Raw genomic sequence first — 16,345 nt, 5'->3', positions numbered from 1 at the left:
GGCCCCGTGGATCAGCTCGCCGTGATCGCCGAATACGTCCACACGTCGGCCGGGAGCTCGTGCTTCAGGCGCCAGGTGATCGCCATCGGCTTGCTGCCGGTGTGAGTCCTGTAGGTCGCCGGGCCGAGGAGCATCCATGGCTGGGACTTGCCTATGTCTGTGTTCTTGTAGCGGCGCATGAACAAGAGGACCTGACTCCCGCGCTGTGCGTGCTCCCGGTACCGCATGCCGGTGCGGGACTCGGCCGCCGTCGAGTTCTGGGACTCCCAGTGGAAGAGCGTCGGGCTCAGCGCGTAGTCCTTGTAGCGGACGGTAGGTGAGAAGTCCTTCTCGTTCTTCTCCAAAGTGATGAGCAGGGCATCCGTCTGGAGTTCCTCGACCCACTGCACACCTTGCGCGAAGGACCTGGGCATCTGACCGCCGAAGCGCGCCACCCCGAGAGCGGCGAGTATCTCGGAGCGGTTGTATGCGCTGTGCACCTTCAGCGGGACGTGGCTGAGACGGCCCGACAACGGGATGGGAAAGTGGTCCGCCTGCTCGATGACGTACGACAGTAGCTGCCTCAGTTCGTCTCGGAACACCCGTTGGGGGCGCAGTGACTCGAGGCCCTCCCGGTAGCTGGTGAAGCCACCCGCGTTGTCCCAGAGGTTGAAGAACAGCATGTGGGCGTACGACTGGTCGGTCGGCCCCAGTTCCTCGTATGGCGGGGCGTCGTCTTCGAGGAGGCGCAGGTAGGCCCCGGCGCGCTCGGGGTCGTCCACGTGGAGAAAGGCGTGGGCGCGCTTGAGGAGAGCCGCTTCTTCCAAAGGCGCGGCTTCCTCGATCAGGCCGGCCCGGCGCAGGATGGTCGTCCAGGAGTTGTCGCTCTTGTACAGCTCCTTGATCTCCCGACGGCTCTCACGGAGGTAGTCGGCGAGACGCGGCGTGCTGTACGCCTTGACCTCGGTCACCAACGTCTTGACCGTGGCGCCCAGTTGCGTCCGGATGTTGTCCAGGACGAGGTCCTTGGACTTGCCCTCAAGAATGATCTGGCAGCCGGACGGCAACTGCGGGAAGTCACGCTCGATGTGGTCGAGGAGCCGGTTCCGCGACAGGTTCGTCAGAGCCCGGAACTGCTCCTCGAAGCGGAACTCCGCTCGGTGCTGTCCGATGAAATCGAGGACTGTGAGCACCGGCTTCGTCTCGGTCCGCCTGAGCCCCCGGCCCAACTGCTGGAGAAAGATCGTCGCACTGTTGGTGGGACGAAGGAGGAGCAGGGTGTCGACGTCGGGGATGTCGAGCCCCTCGTTGAACAGGTCGACGGAGAAGATCACCTGAAGTTTTCCGTCGCTGAGGTCCTTCAACGCCTGGGCGCGCACGGCAGCGGGCGAGTCGCTGTCGAGCGCCACGGCCTGCAAGCCGGCCTTGCGGAAGAAGTCCGCCATGAAGCGGGCGTGCTTCTTGCTCACGCAGAAGCCCAACGCCCGCATCGAACCGGGGTGGGAGACCTTGTCCCGGACCTGCTTCAGCACGATCCTGGCGCGTGCGTCGTTACCCGTGTAGAGGTTGTCGAGTTCCTGGTCGGCGTACGCGCCCTTCTGCCAGCCCAGGTTCCTCAGATCTGTTCCGTCCGGGACGCCGAAATAGTGGAAGGGGCACAGCAGGTCGTTCTGCAGCGCCTCCCACAGACGCATCTCGGCAGCGATGCGCCCCTCGAAGAACTCGTCCTGGACGTTGAGCCCGTCCATCCGCTCGGGAGTCGCCGTCAGACCCAGCAACTCCTTCGGCGTGAAGTGGTCGATGACCCGGCGGTACGTGGCGGCGGTGGCATGGTGGAACTCGTCGATGACGATGACGTCGAAGTGATCGGGCGACAACTGCTCCAGTCGACGGACGTTGAGGGACTGAACGCTGGCGAAGACGTGGTTCCACTCGCGCGGGTCTTCCCCCGCGTGCAGCAGCTCTCCGAAGGAGGCGTCGTCCAGCACCTCCCGGTACGTGCGCAGGGACTGGCTGAGGATCTCCTTGCGGTGGGCCACGAACAACAGCCTGGGCCGTGCGTTGGTCGACTTCCTGCACAGACCTCGGTAGTCAAGTGCGGCCATCACGGTTTTCCCCGTGCCAGTGGCCGCGACGAGCAGGTTCCGGTGCCGCCCGCGAATCTCCCGCTCGACCGTGAGCCGCTCGAGCATGTCTCGCTGGTGCGGGAAGGGACGTACCTCAAGACCGGAGAGGTTGATCTTCAGGTCGGTGGTCGGGGTGCCGCCGCCCGCCTGAGTCAACGCTTCATCGAGGCGCTCACCGTGAAGATCGGGGTCGTACGTCTCGAAGGCGATGTCGTTCCAGTACGCATCGAAGGTCGCCTCGAACTTGTCCAGTACAGCGGGCGTGGCGACGGACGACAGACGTACGTTCCACTCCAGACCGTCAAGCAGGGCCGCCTTGGACAGGTTCGAGCTCCCGACGTAGGCGGTGTCGAAGCCTGTCTCGCGTCGGAACAGCCAGGCCTTTGCGTGGAGGCGCGTGGAGCGGGTCTCGTAGTTCACCTTGACGGTGGCACCGAAGTCACGGACGAGACGGTCGAGCGCGTGGCGGTCGGTGGCGCCCATGTACGTGGTCGTGATGACCCGGATCTCCACGCCTCGTTCCTTGGCGGCGCGGAGAGAGTCCTCCAGAACCCGTATGCCGTACCACTTCACGAACGCGCACAGCAGGTCGATACGGTCGGCGGTCGCCAGTTCGGCCCGCAGCTCCGCGCCCAGGCTGACGTCTTCCGGCGAGTTCGTAAGCAACGACGTCTCGGACAGCGGAGTGAGCGGGCGAATCGCGTAGGCCCCCGGTGCTTCCTGCTTGGCGAGGGCGAGCAACTGCCGCGGGCCCTCGACGACCGTGCTCGTGGGCTCGGCGTCACTCTGACCAGACGTGCCGGTGGCCAGGGATTCCAGTATCCGGTTGACGAAGGGGACCTGCTGGCCGGGCGGGAGCTGGTTCAGCCTGCGGGCGACGACCTCGCCGATGTGACGAGCCAGCACATGAGGTGAGGACTCGGCGCTGACCTCCGCGTTGATCGCCTTCCAGCCCCCCGCTTCGAGGCCCGCCAGTTGATCCCGCAGGCGCTCGGTGACGAGTTGTTCGTAGATGCCTGCGGTCGGCTGTCCGAGGTCCCCCGACTCCGTCACGACTGCTCCTTCGATCCTTCGTGAGTGATCACACGCGATCGCTCATGCCGATGAGGGTCTGTTGTAACAGCAGCCACCGACATTCAGAGATTCTGCGGCGAAAGATGATCGATTTTGGACAGCCGTCGATGTGGATCGGGTGCGCCCATTGATTGGATACGTCCGCCTTTTGGTCGCGTGGCTGCCCCATGCCCCTGCTGGGGCAGCAGGGGCCGCCCGGTCACGCCCCGTGGCAACCCTCGTACCCCCGCCCCGCCCCACACCAGCAAGCCACCCCCCGCTGCGGCGGCCAAGCCACCGCCCGCCCCCGTGCCGCCAGCGTCGTCGCGTACTGCGGGAGCAACGTCACGTCCGCCGGGGACGAGCCCTCCGAGGCCGCGAAGGCCTCGTAAGAGGGGACCGTCCCCGTCACGATCCCAAGGTTCGGCGTCCCCGAGGACGCCAGCTCGCGCAGGGACGACTCTATGGTCGCGAGGTGCTGGATGTGGGACGGGTACTCCGTCGCGAGGCTCGGGTACGCGGCGAGCAGTTCCGCCAGCTCGGTGGCCGGCCAGTGGAGGATCGCGACTGGGAAGGGGCGGGAGAGGGCCTCGCGGTAGGCGCCGAGTTCGGCTTGGAGGCGGGAGATCTCGGCCTTCAGCTCGGCGGGGTTGTCCGAGCCGAGGGACCAGACGCGGTTCGGGTCGTGGAGTTCGTCCAGGGAGACGGAGGAGGGGTGGAGGGTGTCGGCGAGGGCGTCCCAGTCGTCGTGGGGGAGGCCGAGCATGCGGCGGACGCGGTGGCGGCCGTAGAGGAGGGGGTGGGTGGCGTAGGGGGGCTCCGCCACGTTCGTCAGGAGCAGGGTCGCGGCCTCCGTGAAGGTGTCGTGCGCCGCCTCCAGCTCGTCGTGGGTCTCCAGGGCCTCCGCCACGATGACCCAGGGGGCGGGGTCCCGCGGAGCGGTCGCGCGGACGCCGTCGATGATCGCGCGGGCCTCGGCCTCGTGGTCGTACTCCCAGAGGTTGGAGGCCTTGAGGGCGCGTACCAGGTGGGGGTTCTCCAGCTTGGCCGAAGAGCCGTCCGACGAGGACAGCAGGCGGTCGTAGAGCGCGGTCGCGGCGGGGCGGTCGCCGGAGAGTTCCAGGTGGGCCGCGGCCTGGAGGAGCAGGGCCTCGGCGTCCTCCGGGTACAGGCCGGCGGTCCGCTCCAGGCGTGCCGCTTCGGCGGTGTGGTCGGCGTTCTCGGCAGGCGTGTCGGGGCGCATGGGGGACACCGTACTGCCGACCGGTGACAAGGGGAGGAGTGAATTCCCAACCAACGCCCATGGTCACCGGTCGCGGTGCCCCCGGGCGCGGTCAGCCGAGGGTCAGTCGCGTCGCCGTCGCCCGTCGTCCTACACCGTCACTCCGTCGATCTGCAGCGTCTGCACCGCCTGCGCCGCGAACGGCACGCTCACCGTCTTGCCGGAGAGGTGGGTGTCCGAGTGGGAGGCGTAGAGGTCGCTGCCGCCGGTCGTGACCGTGTTCCAGCGGGGGACCAGGCCGCCGGAGCCGCCCGTCACCGTGGTGAAGCGGGAGAGGTCGAAGGTCAGGGTCTGGGCCGAGGTGGAGGTGTTGAGGGCCACGATGACCAAGCGCTTCGCCGACGCGTCGTAGGCCGCCATCGCATTGCTCACGCCCGTGTCCAGGATCTTCATTCCCGGGCGGATGTGGCGGCTGAACTGCGCCATCACGTAGTACTTCGTCTGGATCGTCGTCGGCTGCAGGGTGTTCTGGTCGTACGCGATCATCGCCCAGCCCGTCGACGGGTCCATCACCTGCCAGTAGACCCAGGCCGTCGGGTGCAGCCAGCGGAAGTCGTAGAGGAGGTTGAAGGCCATCGTGTAGCCGGTGCCGTCCTTGTCGCCCGTCTCCGAGTTCCACAGGGCCTTGCCCGCGGTCGTCACGACGTCCGTGTAGAGCAGGTCGCGGCGGCCGCCCGAGCCCTGGTAGCCGTGGACGTTGACTCGGTTGACGTAGCCCTTCGTCGTCGAGCTGAAGGAGTTCCAGGTGGTGCGCGCCAGGTCGTAGCTCGTCTCGTCCGACGCGGAGATCTTTGTACCCGTCAGGCCGCGCTTGTCCAACTCACTGCGCAGGTAGGGGAGTACGGCAGCCTGGACGGTCGCGTCCATGTGGCAGCCCTCCTGGGTGCCGGCCGCCGTCCACCAGCTGGAGCTGGGCTCGTTGAAGGCCTCGACCGTCGCGAAGTTCACGCCCCAGTTGTTCTTGGCGTAGAGGGCTACGGCGGCGAGGTGGGAGGCGTGCTGGCGGTAGTTCCAGGACTGGAGGTTGTTGCCGCCGTCGGAGGCGCCGGACGGGTTGTGGTTCAGGCACATCCACCACATCGGGGAGTTCGCGAACAGCTCACTGGTCGCGCCGCGGGCCGTCGCCTTCACCAGCATCGCGCGCTGGGTGGCGTCCGCGGTCCACTTCCAGGCCGAGGAGGTGGGGTCCTCGTTGTTCCAGTCCTGCCAGTAGCCCTCGATCTGCTTGAACGCGGGGATGTTGGCGGAGGCCACCATGCTCGCGCCGTTCACCGTGTTCGAGCTGCACCCGCCGAGGTTGTAGCGGGCGATGTTCAGGCCCAGGCCGGGGAGTGAAGTGCCGTTGTACGTCGTCGACTTGGTGGTGAAGAAGATGTCGGCGAAGTCGTCCCGGGCGCCGAAGACGTTCGCCCACCAGGCCAGGGAGGTGCCCCAGCCCTCCCAAGTCCCGTAGGTCGTGGACGGGTTGACGGCGATCGTCGCGTCGGCGCGGGCGGTGCCCGTGGCGAGCGCGCTGCCCAGGAGGCCGCCTCCCGCGGCGGCCAGAAGTGTTCTGCGTCGGATCATGGCTTGTGTCGTCTGCCTCTCCGTGCGGCTCAAACACCGGTCGTCCGGGTCGGTGGTACGTCGACCGGGCCGGTGTTGACTCGTCCCCCCGCATGCCAAGTGGAAGCATCGGGTGTGGCCCGTGGGGTTGTCGAGGGTTGCGACAGCCCTTTCTAAAACCAGTGGAGGAAGCCTGGGTTCGGCGGTCGCGCGGCCGGAATCCCTTTGGCTCTGGTGACTTGGCGGCGTGCGCCTTATCGTGCGGGCGGCCCCGGTCGAGGTGGCGTGTCAGGGCGGCGCGTGAGGAGGCGTACTGCGTATGCGGGCTTCCGTCGTTCGGCCGCTGCCTGTCGTACGGCACGGCACCCTGCGGCGGCGCGCTCGGCGCCGGCGGGTGCTGTGGGGCGGGGGCGAGGTCCTGGTGACCGTCGGGGTCGTCCTGGCGCTCCTGGTCGTGCATCAGCTGTGGTGGACCAACCGGGAGGCGCGGCGGGGGGCCGAGCGGAAGGTGGAGGCGCTGGAGCGGGAGTGGGGGACGGGTGCCGCCGGTTCCGAGAGTTCCGACAAGGGCTCTGGGGCCGCCGATGGGTCCTCCTCCGGTACGGATACGTCGTCCACGTCTCCGTCATCCGGGGCGCGCACGGGGGTCGCCGCGGGGCAGCGGTCGTACGCCGCCGGCGCCGCCTCGACGCGACCCCGCCGCTCCCAGGCCTACGCCATCCTCACCATCCCGCGTCTCGGGCTGCGCGTCCCGGTCGCCGAGGGCGTGAGCAAGCCGAACGTCCTCAACCAGGGGTACGTGGGTCACTACCCCGGCACCCAACAGCCGGGGCAGGCCGGGAACTTCGCGCTCGCCGGGCACCGGAACACGCACGGCGAGCCGTTCCGCCACCTGCCGCGCTTGCGCCGCGCGGACACGGTGGAGGTCGAGACGCGGTCGGCGACCTACACGTACACGGTCGACAAGATCCTTCCGCAGACCTCGTCGCGTGATTCAGGGGTCATCCGGCCCGTACCCCGGTCCGTCGTCAAACCGGCCTACGGGTACAGCGAGCCGGGGTACTACATCACCCTGACGACGTGCACCCCGGATTTCACCTCCCGGTACCGGATGGTGGTGTGGGGGAAGCTGGTGTCGATGCGGCTGCGCGCGTAGAACAACGCGGCCGCCCGCATCAACAACGCGGGCCGGATCAGCGATCTTTGCCGCCGCTTGGGCCTCCCCATACCTCCCGCATAACCCGTCTCCCTAGTGTCGTGGGGTTGGCATGTGCACAGAGCGAAGTAGTGACGTACGGGGGGATGGGCCGCATGTCTGACCTGAAGAAGGAAGCCGCGTCGATGCACAAGGCGGCCGCGGGGCTGCGGACGGTGGGGCATCACACGGCCAAGCCGCTGGCCGACTTCAAGGAGCAGCAGCACGACCTGAAGGCGCTGGGGGCGCTCGGGTCGTTGCTGGGTGCGAAGGACGAGATAGAGAAGGGCATGACCACTCTGTCCAAGCTGACCAAGCAGCTTGACGAGGAGTGGGAGGCGGAGGCGAAGCTGATCGGTGAGGTGTCCGACGCCTTCGATCTGCTGGACGTACTGCTGGCGGCCCAGGCCCGGGCGAAGAAGGGCTGAGGCGCCGGACCATGGTGGATCTCAACCCGCTGCACTACATCAACAAGTTCAACCACATGTTCGGCGATTCGGTCGCCAGTGGTCTGGAGTTCCTGGGGATCTCGGATCCGGCGGTGGATCCGGACGGGGTCCGGGAGATCGCGAAGAAGTGGCGGCATCTGGCGAAGGGGCTGGAGGACGCCGCCGGTGCCTCCGACCGGGCGCTGGCGGGCGTGGTGTGGGAGGGCAAGGCTGCCAAGGCCTTTCACAAGCGGTCCAAGGCGGCCCGTAAGTCGGCGACGGAGATGGCGCATTCGCTGCGGGAGGGTGCGAAGGCGCTGGACGATTTCGCGGACAAGGCGCATGAGTTGCTGTCCGAGATCGGTGTGATCCTCGCGGAGATCGCGGAGTTCGAGCTCGCGGGGCTGGCGCTTTCGATCCTTACGGCGGGTGCGTCGGAGGTGGCGTCCACGCTGATGGCCGGTGAGCGGGCGCTGAAGGTGGTCGCGCTGGTCGGGCGGATCGAGGAGGAGGGGACGACCCTCGGGTCCGTCGTGCGCGGGGTGATGGAGGTCATCCGGGGCGTCGAGCGGGCGCTGAAGGCGCTGAAGGAGATCCGGGGCGTCGCGGCGGTCGGCCGGATGGCCAAGGAGGGGATGGAGTTCACCGCCTTCCAGACGATGCTGGAGGATCCTTCCGCCTTCGGGGATCCGGACAAGCTGGCGGGGATCCTGGCCGAGGGCGCGCTGATGGGCGTCGGGTTCGGGGTGCTGGGCAAGGCGCTGGGGAAGGGGCTCAAGGCGCTCGGGCCGGCGGCTCTGGCCAGGTTGAGCAAGTCGATGGGGCTGGACTGCGCGGCCTTCGAGCGGCTGAAGCTGAACCCGGGCTTCGACAAGCTGCCGGCCTCGATCCGCAACATGGTCAAGAAGTTCGTGCGGGACCCGATCGACGTGGCCACCGGGGACATGTCGCTGCCGCGTACGGACGTGTCGTTGCCGGGTGTGCTGCCACTGGTCCTGGAGCGGACGCACATCTCGTCGTACCGGTGGGGCGGATGGTTCGGGCCGTCCTGGGCCTCGACGCTCGACCAGCGGGTCCAGGCCGATGACGAGGGCTTCGTCTACGCGGCGGCGGACGGGGCCCGACTGTGCTTTCCCCGGCCGGACGTCGAGACCGACGAGCCCGTCAGGCCGCTGACTGCCGGTTCCCGGCTCCTTCTGTCCTGGGATGCGCAGGTCGACGGGGCTGTCCGAGTCACCGACCCGGACACCGGGTTGACGTATGTCTTCCACTCTCCGGTCGCCGCGGCCGATGACACGGCCGTGGACCTGCCCCTGCAACACATCCAGGACCGCAACGGCAACCGGATCACCATCGAGTACGAGGAAGGCGACATCCCCGGGGCGGTGGTCCACTCCGGCGGCTACCGCATCGCGATCGACCACGACCACGCCCGCTCCCGCATCACCGGGCTGCGCCTGCTCGACTCGGGTCACTCCGACCGGCCGGGCACCACCCTGCTCACCTTCACCTACGACGAGCACGGGCACCTGGCCGAGGAAATCAACTCCTCGGGGCTGCCGATGCGGTACACCTACGATGCCGAGGGCCGCATCACCTCCTGGACCGATCGCAACGGAACCACGTACGCGTACACGTACGACGACCGCGGCCGGGTCGTGGTCACCGGGGGTACGGGCAATGCCCTGGCGTCCGCGCTCACCTACGATGACGCCACCCGCACCACCAGAGTTACCGACTCCCTGGGCCACACCAGGGTCTACGAACACAACACCGGTCTGCGTCTCGTCCGGGAAACCGACCCGCTGGGCAACCTCACCATCCAGGAATGGGACGAGGACCAGCGCCTCGTGGCAGTCACCGACCCGCTGGGGCTCAACACCCGCTACGACTACGACCAACGGGGGCACCTGGTACGAGTCGTACGGCCGGACGGCACCGAGGTCTCGTCCGAGTACAACGAGTGGGGCCTTCCCACGCTGGTGGTGGATGCGGACGGGGCACGGTGGACTCAGGAATATGACGGCAGCGGCAACCTGACGGCCGTCACGGATGCTGCAAACGGCACCACGAGATTCGGCTACGACAAGTGCGGCGGTCTGCGACGTGTCACCGACGCCCTCGGCCACGCCACCGAGGTCCGGAACGACACAGCGGGGCTGCCGATCGAGGTGACGGACGCACTGGGCGGCCGGAGTGCGTATGAGCGCGATGTGTTCGGACGCCCGGTCCGGCTGACCGATCCCGTAGGTGCGGTGACCTGCATGGAGTGGACGGTCGAAGGCAGGCCGGCACGTCGGGTGGCCTCCGACGGTTCGGAGGAGACGTGGCTTTACGATGGTGAGGGCAACTGCACGCACCACACCGACGCGAACGGTGGTGTCACCCGCTTCGACTACACGTACTTCGATTCGGTGTCGGCCCGCACGGGCCCGGACGGAGTGCGGTACGAGTTCGCGTACGACTCTGAACTTCAGCTGGTCCGGGTACACAATGCGCAGGGCCTGACCTGGGACTACGAGTACGACTCGGCGGGTCGGCTGGTCAGGGAATCGGACTTCGACGGACGAGTGCAGCGCTACGGGTACGACCCGGCGGGGCGCCTCGTCGAGCGCATCACCCCCCTTGGCGAGCCGATCCGCTTCGAGCGGGACGCCATGGGACGGCTGCTGTACAAGGACGCGGCAGGGCGGATCACGGGCTTCGCATACGACCTGGCGGGTCGGCTGGTCCATGCTGCCTGTCCGGACGCGGTCGTGGACATCGTGCGTGACGCGACCGGGCAGGTGGTGTCGGAAACCGTCAACGGACGGGTGCTCGTCAACAGCTACGACGCATTGGGGCGGCGCGCAAGCCGTACGACTCCCTCGGGCGCTGTCAGCTCGTGGGAATACGACGCGGTGGGCAATCCCATTCGCCTCACGTCGTCGGGGCAGGTGCTGACGTTCAAACGCGATGCGGCGGGGCGCGAAGTGGAACGGCAGGTGGGCCAGAACGTACGGCTTGCGCATGCCTTCGACGAACTGGGGCGGCTGAGTTCCCAGTTGACCACCGGCGTGAATGGCCGTGTGGTGCAGCAGCGGTCCTACACCTATCGCGCGGACGGATTCGTCGCGAGTGTCACCGATCAGCTGAGCGGTGGTCGTCTCTACGCCCTGGACCCGGTAGGGAGAGTGACGGGTATCCAGGCGGATGGATGGCAGGAAACCTACGCCTACGACCAGGCAGGCAACCTCACTCACGCATCCTGGCCGGAGCGACACCCCGGCCCCGAGACGCGGGGGCCGCGTGAGTACTCGGGTAACCGCATCACGCGTGCGGGCGCAATGCGTTACGAGCACGACGGCGCGGGCCGTCTGGTCCTGAGCCAACAGACCCGTCTCTCCCGGAAGCCCGACACCTGGCGTTTCGAGTGGAACGCCGAGAATCAGTTGACAACGGTCAGTACCCCTGATGGAACACAATGGCGATATCGGTACGACCCGCTGGGGCGCCGTATCGCGAAACTCCGCATGGCCGCTCCCGACGGTGATGCCGTGGCCGAACAGATCGACTTCACGTGGGATGGTGACACCCTCTGCGAGGAGACTTCCGGAACGGCTGATCTGGCGCACGTCGTCGTCCTTACCTGGGACCACGATGACCTGCACCCTGTGGCACAGACCGAACGGATCGCCGCTGCCGGAAATCCGCAGCGAGAGTTCGACCGGCGCTTCTTCGCCATCGTCACCGACCTCGTCGGCGCTCCAGCCGAACTGGTCGACGAGCAGGGAGATATCGCCTGGCGGGCCCGGGCGACGCTGTGGGGCGTGACGGGCTGGCCGGTGGACAGCACGGCGTACACACCGCTTCGCTTCCCTGGCCAGTACTACGACAGGGAGACCGGGAATCATTACAACTACTTCCGCTACTACCTCCCCGATGCCGCCCGCTATGCCGCTCCCGACCCATTGGGACTCGAACCAGCGGACAATCCCTACGCTTATGTGGCGAATCCTTTCTTCTGGATCGACCCGCTAGGCCTCTCACCCTGCCCGAGGACAGCTAACGCCGCGCAATTGCAGGATTTCTACGAGCAGGCGCAGAAATACGGAAAGGGCGGCTACAAGGAACTGGCCAACGGGCGGTTCAGGTTCTACGGTGAGGTCAGTCCTGCTCGAAATCCTGGAGAAATGATTGGCCGGCGTTTGGTGCGCGAATGGGATCCGGCGACAGGTGCCAAACGAATCTGGCACGAGACACTCGATGCGAATGGGCGGGTGAGGATCGTGCGTCCGGACGTAAATGTGACAGGAGGGAAGAAGGTACACTATCAATTCGATAGAGACGGCAACTTCACAGGGACGTTCTGATGGGTAACGAGGGTCTGGGCACGGAGATCGGTTTGCGCTTGCGCCGCCTTGTCGGAGGGGAAGTCGGTCGTGACGAGGTCGCCGATTGGGCAATGACTTTGATGGAGTCAGACGAGCCTGAACTGAATGACGGCAGGATTTGGACCGCACTTGACCGTTTGGCCGGAGCTGACCTCATGGTGGGGCCCGGGCAGTACCTGCACGGGCCTGAAGACTTCGAATCGTGGCTTGCGGAATTCGACGTGAGTGGTGAGTAGTGATGCGGGGGCCGTGGCCGAACGGGAGGAGAGTTCGAGAACGTGGTGACGATCGCGCCGAGCGATGGGACGGAAAGTGTCTAATGCTGCCCACACCGTTCGACCGCAGCCGGTCACTTGAGCAACTGGATGGTGAACGCTGGGGCGATCCGCCGACGGAGACGACCTCCCTGGTCAGGACTGTCAACGAGTGACGCCCCGTTGGATCTTTGGAGCCCCATCAGTTGGCGTCTCTACACTCACCGACCTGTAGATCCATGTGAAACCGGAGGTCGACGCATTCCTCGCGTCGCTTCCCGAGGGTGTGTGATCGGGTGTGGGACAGTAATGAGGGCGAATGTCAAAATGATGGCCGTCTTCGAGACCGATGGTCCTTTCGCGCCCCGCATGAGAGAGGTTCCAAGTGCTTTTTCGTCCGTGGTGACCGGCGGATGGTTCGTTGGTCCGCGTGATGCGCAGTTGCTTCAATCGCTGAGTTCCGGATATTCTCCATACGATCCTTCGGTTACGTATCCCTTTCTGTGGATGGGCTGGATGATGACTTCCTGACCTCGAATGTGACATTCTGTACGCAACGAGTCGCTGTCATGCCGTACGTTGACGATATCGAGGCCTTCACGGCTGAAGCCCTTCTGGAAATCTCTCAGGAGGATGCAGCGAAATTGATGTCAGGCGACGACGGTGGAGAGGTCTGACCGTGCCCACTCCCGATCGGAACCGGTCGACGGCCGTGGGGTCCAGTGATACATCGATCGGTGGAGCAGTGGGCGGGCTGCACACGGCCTTCCGTAGCTGGGAGACGCGCTACTTTCCCGCTGGGGAGCCCGTGTTGGCTGCCGAGCCGATCGCCGGTTTCGATGAGTCGGAGGACCGTCTGCTCGCCGACCATCCGCGGATGCGCCGCATCCTGGTGCGCGGACGCCCCGGCCGGCCGTTGCACCGCTACTACCTGCATTGGAGCGATGGAGCCGACCTGGCCTCGCTCGACAAGCGGGTGGCTTCCGGGGCGGCGACCGAAGCGGACTTCGACGGGGCCGTGGTCGGAGAGCCTCTGAGCATCACGCATCCGGACTGCGGCACTGGCCTCCGCGTTGTCGCACTGGACGTCGTTCTTCCTCTCTTCCCTGACAGCGCGGAGCGCTCGCGCGTCCACTCGTATCGGACAACGTGTCCTGTGTGTGGACGCCGACTCGCTGGGAGCGTGCTTGAGTTCATCGTGTCCGCGGCACCGTGATGTCAGCCTGCGTCTGACATCACGGCATAGAAGACGATCACCGTTGAGCCCGGTACGCGACGTCTGTGCCGGTGGCCATGTGCGGTGCCGCGCGGCCGCGTCGAGGACAACGAGCGGAAGCGGCTGCGGCTGTCGCGGCAGGCGGCGCCGGAGGACGTGCCTCCGGTCCTGGAACTCGCGCCTTGGATCGAGTTCGGAATGCCGCATGACTGGTTCTTCTCGATCCGACAGGCCAGGGACGCCCCATGGGTGTTCCTGGCGAACGACCTCGGCACGGTAGCCGCAGTCAGCGAGCAGGAGTACCAGTTCGAGTTCTTCACCGCACGTACTGCCTAAGGGATGTCCCTCGACCAGCAGTTACGGGACAGCCCTTGAACAAGCCGCGCACGCGAGCAGGCGTCCCAGATCGTTGACGGACCGCATTGTCGCTACTTGAACTTCAGCTGCGTGCCCTTGGGCACGATCTGGATGTCGAGTTCGACCTTGATGTTGGAGCCAACGACTGCGATGCCACGGGCAAGCATCGTCTTCCAGTTGATGGTGTAGTCCTCACGGTGCAACTCGGTTGTGGCGTTGACGGCCACGCGGGTCTCATCCTCCATGCCGACGCGAATACCGCCGTAGTTGGCGTCGAGGGTCACCGTGCGGGTGACGCCGTGCAGCGTGAACCCGCCGGTGATAGCCCAGGTGTTTCCGCCTCGGTGCACGAAGCGGTCGCTGTAGAACTCCATGGTGGGGTAGTGCTCCACGTCGAGGAAGTCCGCGGACCGCAGATGATCGTCGCGCATCTGCACATTGGTATCGATCGAAGCGGCGTCGATGACGACATGCATCGCCGAGTCCTCGATGGTGTTGCCGATCCGGATCGCGCCGGCGAAGTTGTTGAAGCGGCCGTAGACCTGGGCGAGACCGATGTGGCGTGCGGCGAACCCGATCCGGGTGTGGGCCTGTTCGATCTCCCATTCGCCGGGGTCGGGCAGCGGAAGCGATGGGGCTATCTGGAGCGTGATGTCTCCGGGGCCGGTCGGCCCCCCGCCATCGGTGACCGGAATGCTGTCCCGGTAAGGGGAGAAACCCTCGGCGGAGACGGCCAGTCGGTATTCCCCGAAGGGAACCATCGCCACGACCAGGCCGTAGGGATCGGCCTCACCACTCACTACCTTGCGACCGTGGCTGTCTTGCACCGTGAACTCGGCTTGGCCCACGGGCTCGCCCAAGGGGTCGAGGACCCGGCAGGTGAGGAGACCCGCGCCGGGCGGCACGGTGACTCCGGTGAGTGGGCTTCCCCTCCGCTGAGAGGCCTTCCGTCGGCCGAGAAGGCTGCTGATCATGGTGTGCGTACCCCTATGTGGTCGCGCTCCGCGGGCCGCGCACGGCGCGATGTCGGCCAGCGGCCCATGACGGATATGCATTCGATTCTTGCCTGTTCGAGGCAAACGTACAGGCAAGCGGAGGCTCTGGATCAGCCGTGATTAAGGAGTCCCGTGAAAATGTTAGGGGGTCCTGTGAAAATGAGTCTTCAGGTGTCGCCAGCAGATGACGGCCATGCAGAGGGTGAGAAACGCTTCGTGAATGTCGTCGCGGACCTCCCAGTGGATGCGTAGGCGGCGGAACCGGTGTGGGGCCGGGGTGCTTTCGGGGGCGGCCGCGTTTGCCCTTGACGGCGGGCACGGCGCCGACCAGCGGCATGAGCTGGGTGACGTCGTGGCGGTTTCCGCCGGTCAGCGTGGCCGCGCTTGCCACGCCCCGGCTTGATGCCAGTCCCGCAGCCTGCGCCAGCACGTACCGCCAGAGCCGTACCCCAACTCCTGGGGCAGGAACTTCCAAGGGAGCCCCGTGTGCAGCACGAACAGGATCCCGTTCAGCACCCGCCGGTCCCCGGCCGCCGACGGCCCGGATACCGCACCCGGCGCTCGACCACCGGAAGTAGCGGAGCGATCCGCTCCCACAGGCCGTCTTCGACCTCCCGCGGCCCCCGCTGCGCCATGCCCAACGCCCCCAGCGCTACGCCAGAATGAGGCACAACGCCGTGATCACCGCGGAGCTGCCGGAGGGGTGACAGATGAGGGGTGTGGCCGAGCGTCTGGTGAACCCGGAAGCGCTCCTGGTCCTCTACGGCGAGGTTCCTGAGCAGCCGGGCGGTGGTGTCCGGATCCGGTCTCTCAATCTGAACTGGCGGGGTCCCACGCTGACGTTGCGCGTCGATCTGCCGTCCTTTCCCCGGTTCCCGCCACCGGAGTGGGTCGAGGAGGGGATGGACACCGTGCAGTGTCAGCTGGAGTTTCTGGCGGTGGAGGGTATCTCCCTCAGCGAATGGGACCCGCCTGCTGTCGGTGGCATCGAGTTCGCTCCGTTCGGGAGCGAGCGGCGTATGCGGGTGGCTGTGGACGGCAGCGGGGTGTGCTTGCGGTTCGAGTGCGGTGAGTTCGTGACCCTGCGGCATGTGAGTGCGTTCAGGGGCGGGGGTGATGGGGCGGACGGTGGGCGGCATCTGTTCGTGGGCGAGGTCGACGCGCGGCGGTATCGGTCGCTTCCCGGGACGGAGGAGAAGACCTTCTATGAGCGGTGACTGGCTGGAACTGGTGGAAGCCGGTGGGTACGGGATCTTCTACGTGCACATCGACGAGCGTGGGGACTCGGTGACCTTGGGGTTCGAGAAGGTGGAGGAGGTTGAGGGTTTTGAGTTCCACGTCGTTTTCACGGGGGTGCGTGGGTTGACGGTCGCAGGGTGGGGTGCGGAGGAAGCGAAAGGCGTCCGGGTGTCCGTCCGTGAGGGCGAGGGGTTTGATGTCGTCCTGGGTGAGCCTCGTTCCGGGATCACCTTTCGGGCTGCCGCTGTCCGCTTGGGCAAGAGCCGTACCTATCTGGTGGGGAGTCGCTGATCCGGCGCACCC

The 16,345-nt window shown here is 66.5% G+C and carries 12 protein-coding genes and 1 pseudogene; 8 read left to right on the top strand and 5 right to left on the bottom strand.

What is annotated here, in order from left to right; genetic code table 11:
• Nucleotides 1–11: 11 nt before the first annotated feature.
• From ACH45E_RS28785 to ACH45E_RS28775, 3 genes are all read right to left on the bottom strand, one after another.
• A complete protein-coding gene (locus tag ACH45E_RS28785; RefSeq protein ID WP_361450429.1) occupies nt 12–3,158 on the bottom strand; it encodes a DUF3427 domain-containing protein in 3,147 nt (1,048 codons plus the stop codon).
• Between the two features lie 220 nt (nt 3,159–3,378).
• Nucleotides 3,379–4,401 carry a hypothetical protein gene (locus ACH45E_RS28780; RefSeq protein WP_361450432.1) on the bottom strand — a complete coding sequence of 341 codons (1,023 nt, stop codon included), beginning with the start codon at nt 4,399–4,401 and terminating at the stop codon, nt 3,379–3,381.
• A gap of 129 nt (nt 4,402–4,530) precedes the next feature.
• Nucleotides 4,531–6,006, bottom strand: coding sequence for a beta-1,6-galactanase (locus ACH45E_RS28775; protein ID WP_361450435.1), 1,476 nt, complete (start codon nt 6,004–6,006; stop codon nt 4,531–4,533).
• Nucleotides 6,007–6,304: 298 nt separating this feature from the next.
• On the opposite strand from ACH45E_RS28775, the gene ACH45E_RS28770 reads away from it, so the two are divergent.
• The 6 genes from ACH45E_RS28770 to ACH45E_RS28745 all read left to right on the top strand — a co-directional run bounded on the left by ACH45E_RS28770 (nt 6,305) and on the right by ACH45E_RS28745 (nt 13,787).
• Nucleotides 6,305–7,141, top strand: a complete 837-nt coding sequence (locus ACH45E_RS28770; RefSeq protein ID WP_361450438.1) for a class E sortase — start codon at nt 6,305–6,307, stop codon at nt 7,139–7,141.
• Nucleotides 7,142–7,296: 155 nt separating this feature from the next.
• Entirely contained in the window at nt 7,297–7,608 is a 312-nt protein-coding gene (locus tag ACH45E_RS28765; RefSeq protein WP_361450441.1) for a hypothetical protein, read from the top strand.
• A gap of 11 nt (nt 7,609–7,619) precedes the next feature.
• Complete coding sequence (locus ACH45E_RS28760; RefSeq protein ID WP_361450444.1) at nt 7,620–11,960, top strand: DUF6531 domain-containing protein; 4,341 nt, start codon at nt 7,620–7,622, stop codon at nt 11,958–11,960.
• Complete coding sequence (locus ACH45E_RS28755; protein ID WP_361450447.1) at nt 11,960–12,217, top strand: DNA-binding protein; 258 nt, start codon at nt 11,960–11,962, stop codon at nt 12,215–12,217. Before ACH45E_RS28760 ends, ACH45E_RS28755 begins: the two co-directional genes overlap by 1 nt.
• A gap of 829 nt (nt 12,218–13,046) precedes the next feature.
• Nucleotides 13,047–13,451 carry a hypothetical protein gene (locus ACH45E_RS28750; RefSeq protein WP_361450450.1) on the top strand — a complete coding sequence of 135 codons (405 nt, stop codon included), beginning with the start codon at nt 13,047–13,049 and terminating at the stop codon, nt 13,449–13,451.
• A gap of 84 nt (nt 13,452–13,535) precedes the next feature.
• Nucleotides 13,536–13,787: a hypothetical protein gene (locus ACH45E_RS28745; RefSeq protein WP_361450452.1), complete on the top strand. Its 252-nt coding sequence runs from the start codon at nt 13,536–13,538 to the stop codon at nt 13,785–13,787.
• A gap of 92 nt (nt 13,788–13,879) precedes the next feature.
• On the opposite strand, the gene ACH45E_RS28740 is transcribed toward ACH45E_RS28745, so the two are convergent.
• Both ACH45E_RS28740 and ACH45E_RS28735 read right to left on the bottom strand, forming a co-directional pair.
• A complete protein-coding gene (locus tag ACH45E_RS28740) occupies nt 13,880–14,782 on the bottom strand; it encodes a YceI family protein (RefSeq protein WP_361450757.1) in 903 nt (300 codons plus the stop codon).
• Between the two features lie 162 nt (nt 14,783–14,944).
• Nucleotides 14,945–15,438: pseudogene (locus ACH45E_RS28735) on the bottom strand (transposase).
• Nucleotides 15,439–15,522: 84 nt separating this feature from the next.
• Between ACH45E_RS28735 and ACH45E_RS28730 the strand changes: the two are divergent.
• Nucleotides 15,523–16,020: an Imm50 family immunity protein gene (locus tag ACH45E_RS28730; protein ID WP_361450455.1), complete on the top strand. Its 498-nt coding sequence runs from the start codon at nt 15,523–15,525 to the stop codon at nt 16,018–16,020.
• Complete coding sequence (locus ACH45E_RS28725; RefSeq protein WP_361450458.1) at nt 16,010–16,333, top strand: hypothetical protein; 324 nt, start codon at nt 16,010–16,012, stop codon at nt 16,331–16,333. Before ACH45E_RS28730 ends, ACH45E_RS28725 begins: the two co-directional genes overlap by 11 nt.
• The last annotated feature ends 12 nt before the right edge of the window (nt 16,334–16,345 follow it).

It is taken from the genome of Streptomyces sp. NPDC020299, assembly GCF_044387825.1.
In the GTDB taxonomy this organism is placed as follows: Bacteria; Actinomycetota; Actinomycetes; order Streptomycetales; family Streptomycetaceae; genus Streptomyces.
The sequence above is the reverse complement of the archived record's forward strand: the minus strand, read 5'-3'. Positions and strand labels throughout refer to the sequence as shown.

Coding starts and splice junctions, on each gene's coding strand:
- ACH45E_RS28780 (WP_361450432.1), bottom strand. CDS start 4,401: ATGCGCCCCGACACGCCTGCCGAGAACGCCGACCACACCGCCGAAGCG.
- ACH45E_RS28775 (WP_361450435.1), bottom strand. CDS start 6,006: ATGATCCGACGCAGAACACTTCTGGCCGCCGCGGGAGGCGGCCTCCTG.
- ACH45E_RS28770 (WP_361450438.1), top strand. CDS start 6,305: ATGCGGGCTTCCGTCGTTCGGCCGCTGCCTGTCGTACGGCACGGCACC.
- ACH45E_RS28765 (WP_361450441.1), top strand. CDS start 7,297: ATGTCTGACCTGAAGAAGGAAGCCGCGTCGATGCACAAGGCGGCCGCG.
- ACH45E_RS28760 (WP_361450444.1), top strand. CDS start 7,620: ATGGTGGATCTCAACCCGCTGCACTACATCAACAAGTTCAACCACATG.
- ACH45E_RS28755 (WP_361450447.1), top strand. CDS start 11,960: ATGGGTAACGAGGGTCTGGGCACGGAGATCGGTTTGCGCTTGCGCCGC.
- ACH45E_RS28740 (WP_361450757.1), bottom strand. CDS start 14,782: ATGATCAGCAGCCTTCTCGGCCGACGGAAGGCCTCTCAGCGGAGGGGA.
- ACH45E_RS28725 (WP_361450458.1), top strand. CDS start 16,010: ATGAGCGGTGACTGGCTGGAACTGGTGGAAGCCGGTGGGTACGGGATC.